Origin of the sequence: Bradyrhizobium sp. (assembly GCF_049691595.1) — a bacterium.
GTDB lineage: Bacteria > Pseudomonadota > Alphaproteobacteria > Rhizobiales > Xanthobacteraceae > Bradyrhizobium.
Window position 1 is genome coordinate 1 of the sequence record NZ_JBAVNZ010000274.1, and the last position, 3,713, is coordinate 3,713.

A 3,713-nucleotide genomic window follows, 5' to 3' on the forward strand; every position below is an offset into this window, starting at 1 on the left:
GTGCTGCGCCGGATCCTCAATCCGATGGGCACGATGGACGCCATCGACTTCCTGCTCGACAAGCTCCGCAACACCAAGAACAACTCGGAGTTCTTCGACTCGATGAATACCTGAGTCGGCTCGGTGGATTCGGAGGAGGGCGCCTCGTGCGAGCGGGGCGCCCTTTTTCATGCGATTCAAGGTGCGATCTTTTCCACCGGCAAGGCTGCGCTGCATGTTTATATTGCACCGCAACATAGTCCACGCGGCCAGCCGGATATCTGAAACCGCGTTGCATCTTTTGGGACCGACGAACAAATAGGCGATGCATCCGCGGGACCAAACCATCTTCGCGCTGTCGTCCGGCAGGCCGCCGAGTGCGATTGCCGTTGTGCGGCTGTCGGGGCCGCAAGCCCCGGCCGCACTGAAGGCGCTGGCTGGAAAAATTCCGACACCGCGAATCGCCACCCGGACGCTGCTGCGCGATTCGGGCGGACAGCCGATCGACGATGCGGTGGTGCTCTGGTTTCCCGGACCGGCGAGTGCGACGGGCGAAGACGTCGCCGAATTTCATGTCCATGGCGGACGGGCGGTGCTGGCTGCGTTGTTCGCGTCGCTCGCAAGATTCGACCATGTCCGTGCCGCGGAGCCTGGCGAATTCACCCGCCGCGCCTTCGAGAACGGCAAGCTCGATCTGACCGAGGCCGAAGGTCTCGACGATCTCATTCACGCCGACACCGATCGCCAGCGCCGCCAGGCACTCCGCCAGTTGAAGGGCATGCTTGGTGAGCGGGCGCGCGACTGGCGCGCACAGATCATCGAGGCTCAAGCGCTGATCGAAGCCGGCATCGATTTTTCCGATGAGGGCGATGTGCCGCCAGAGCTGATCGCACCGGCACTTGCCAAGGTCAAAATTCTGCTGACGGAAATCGAAGAAGTCCTGTCCGCGCAGGGTCAGGGCGAGCGCCTGCGGGATGGGCTGGTGGTCGCGATCGCGGGCCCGCCGAATGTCGGCAAGTCGACATTGATCAATCAGTTGGCGCGGCGCGAAATCGCGATCGTCTCGCCGCATGCGGGCACCACGCGCGACGTCATCGAAGTTCAGCTCAATCTCGACGGCTATCCGGTGACGGTCATTGATACCGCGGGCATTCGCGAGACCGATGATCCCGTGGAGCAGGAGGGCGTGCGCCGGGCCAGGGCGCGCGCCGCTGAGGCGGACCTGGTGCTGTGGCTCAGCGATTCATCGAACGAGGAGGTCGCGCATGCCGGTGCCGCGCCGGTCTGGCTGGTGCGCAACAAGATCGATCTCGACGGAGCAGGGTGGCCAAAGCCACGGGAGCACGATGGCACGGCCACGGTGTTCCAAATTTCAGCCAGGCTGGGAAGCGGAGTCTCGGAGCTGATTTCCGCCCTGGTCGGATTCGCGCAGGACTATTTTGGATCGGGCGAAGGCGGCTTGATTACCAGGACCCGTCAGCGCGGACTGCTGAGCGATACGGCGGATTCGCTCCGCCGAAGCATCGACGTGATCGGGAAGGGCGAGGAGCTCGCCGCCGAGGAACTCCGGGCGGCGGCGCATTCATTGGGACGATTGCTGGGACGGGTCGACGTCGAGGACATCCTTGATGTGATCTTTCGAGACTTCTGTGTAGGTAAGTAATCTTTAACCATACGATCCTGGCGGGCGTCATTGTTTCACGTGAAACAGTGACGCGTCGGACCGGGAATGGTTGTTTCACGTGAAACGATCATCCGCTGCCAAGTTCCTGCTTTCGGGTTTTGGCTCTCCGCGATAGAACTCGCGGCATGATTTCCCGGCGAGATTCATTCGACGTCATCGTCATCGGAGGCGGGCATGCGGGCTGCGAAGCCGCGAGCGCCGCGGCGCGGATCGGCGCGAAGACGGCGCTGGTGACCCACCGCTTTTCGACGATCGGCGCGATGTCCTGTAACCCCGCGATCGGTGGACTTGGCAAGGGTCATCTGGTCCGCGAGGTCGATGCGCTGGACGGGCTGATGGGCCGGGTGGCGGATGCCGCGGGCATCCAGTTCCGTATGCTCAACCGGCGCAAGGGTCCGGCCGTTCGCGGGCCGCGCGCCCAGGCCGACCGAAAGCTTTACGCCGCGGCGATGCAGGCTGCGATCACCGAGACCGCCGGTCTCAGCGTAATCGAAGGCGAGGCGGACGAGCTTGTTGTCACTGATGGCCGCGTCACCGGCGTTCGTCTGGGCGATGGCCGCGAACTGTCCGCTGCCGCGGTCGTTATCACCACCGGAACGTTCCTGCGTGGTTTGATCCATCTGGGCGAAAAGAACTGGCCGGCCGGCCGGATCGGTGAGGCGCCCGCCATCGGACTTTCCGCATCGTTCGAGCGCGCCGGCTTTGCCCTGGGCCGGCTGAAGACCGGCACCCCACCGCGACTTGACGGCACCACGATCGACTGGTCAGCGGTGGAAATGCAGCCCGGCGACCATCCGCCCGAGCCATTTTCGGTCATGACCGACCGCATCACGACACCTCAGATCCAGTGCGGGATTACCCGCACCACGTCGGCTACCCACGACGTGATCCGGGCCAATGTGCACCGCTCGCCGATGTATTCGGGCCAGATCAAGAGCTCCGGGCCGCGCTATTGCCCCTCGATCGAGGACAAGATCGTCCGTTTCGGGGACCGCGACGGCCACCAGATTTTCCTGGAGCCGGAAGGGCTGGACGACTCCACGGTCTATCCCAACGGCATCTCGACCTCGCTGCCGGAGGAGGTTCAGCTCGCGATCCTCGCGACGATTCCTGGTCTGAAGCAGGTGCGGATGGTGAGGCCGGGCTACGCCATCGAATATGATCACGTCGATCCCCGTGAACTTGATCCGACCCTGCAGACCAAGCGGCAGCCGGGCCTTTTCCTGGCCGGACAGATCAACGGCACCACGGGTTACGAGGAGGCGGCGGCTCAGGGAATTGTCGCGGGTCTCAATGCCGCGTTGATGGCCAGTGGTGCCGCGCCCATCGTGTTCGACCGCGCTGATGGCTATCTCGGCGTCATGATCGACGATCTCGTGACGCGGGGGATCACCGAGCCATACCGGATGTTCACCTCGCGGGCAGAGTACCGGCTGACATTGCGGGCAGACAATGCCGACCAGCGCCTGACGGACAAGGGGATTGCGCTCGGATGCGTAGGGCGGGCCCGGTCGCTACGCCATGGCGCCAAGATTGCAGCGCTGGACGAAGCGAAGACGCTGACGAGGTCGCTGACGATCACCCCGAACGAAGCGGCGAGGCATGGGCTCGCGCTTAATCGAGATGGCCAGCGTCGCTCTGCCTTCGAACTGCTGGCCTATCCCGAGATCACCTGGACGACGCTGCACGGCATCTGGCCAGAGCTGGCGACGATTGACCCGGCCATCGCCACGCATCTCGAGATCGACGCCAAATACGACGTCTACCTCAAGCGCCAGACCGCTGACGTGGATGCCTTCAGGCGCGACGAGGGACTGGATCTGACCGACATCGATTACACCGATGTGCCCGGGCTCTCCAACGAAGCGCGGTCAAAGCTTCAAGCGGCGCGGCCGCGCACGGTAGGGCAGGCGGGCCGACTGGATGGGATGACGCCGGCCGCACTCGGTATCCTGGCTGCCTATCTGCGTCGTGAAGTCCGACGGAACAATGCGAAGGCTACCGCGTAAGAAGGCTACCGCGTAACAAGTGTTTCACGTGAAACGAGGCC

General features: G+C 63.8%; 2 protein-coding genes. Both read left to right on the top strand.

Features of this window, described 5'->3' with window-relative positions; genetic code table 11:
• Positions 1 to 304 precede the first annotated feature (304 nt).
• Positions 305 to 1,642 (top strand): tRNA uridine-5-carboxymethylaminomethyl(34) synthesis GTPase MnmE, encoded by a 1,338-nt coding sequence (gene mnmE, locus WCE35_RS12325; protein WP_424593621.1) that lies wholly within the window; start codon positions 305 to 307, stop codon positions 1,640 to 1,642.
• Positions 1,643 to 1,788: 146 nt separating this feature from the next.
• Positions 1,789 to 3,672: a tRNA uridine-5-carboxymethylaminomethyl(34) synthesis enzyme MnmG gene (mnmG, locus tag WCE35_RS12330; protein ID WP_424593622.1), complete on the top strand. Its 1,884-nt coding sequence runs from the start codon at positions 1,789 to 1,791 to the stop codon at positions 3,670 to 3,672.
• Positions 3,673 to 3,713 lie beyond the last annotated feature (41 nt).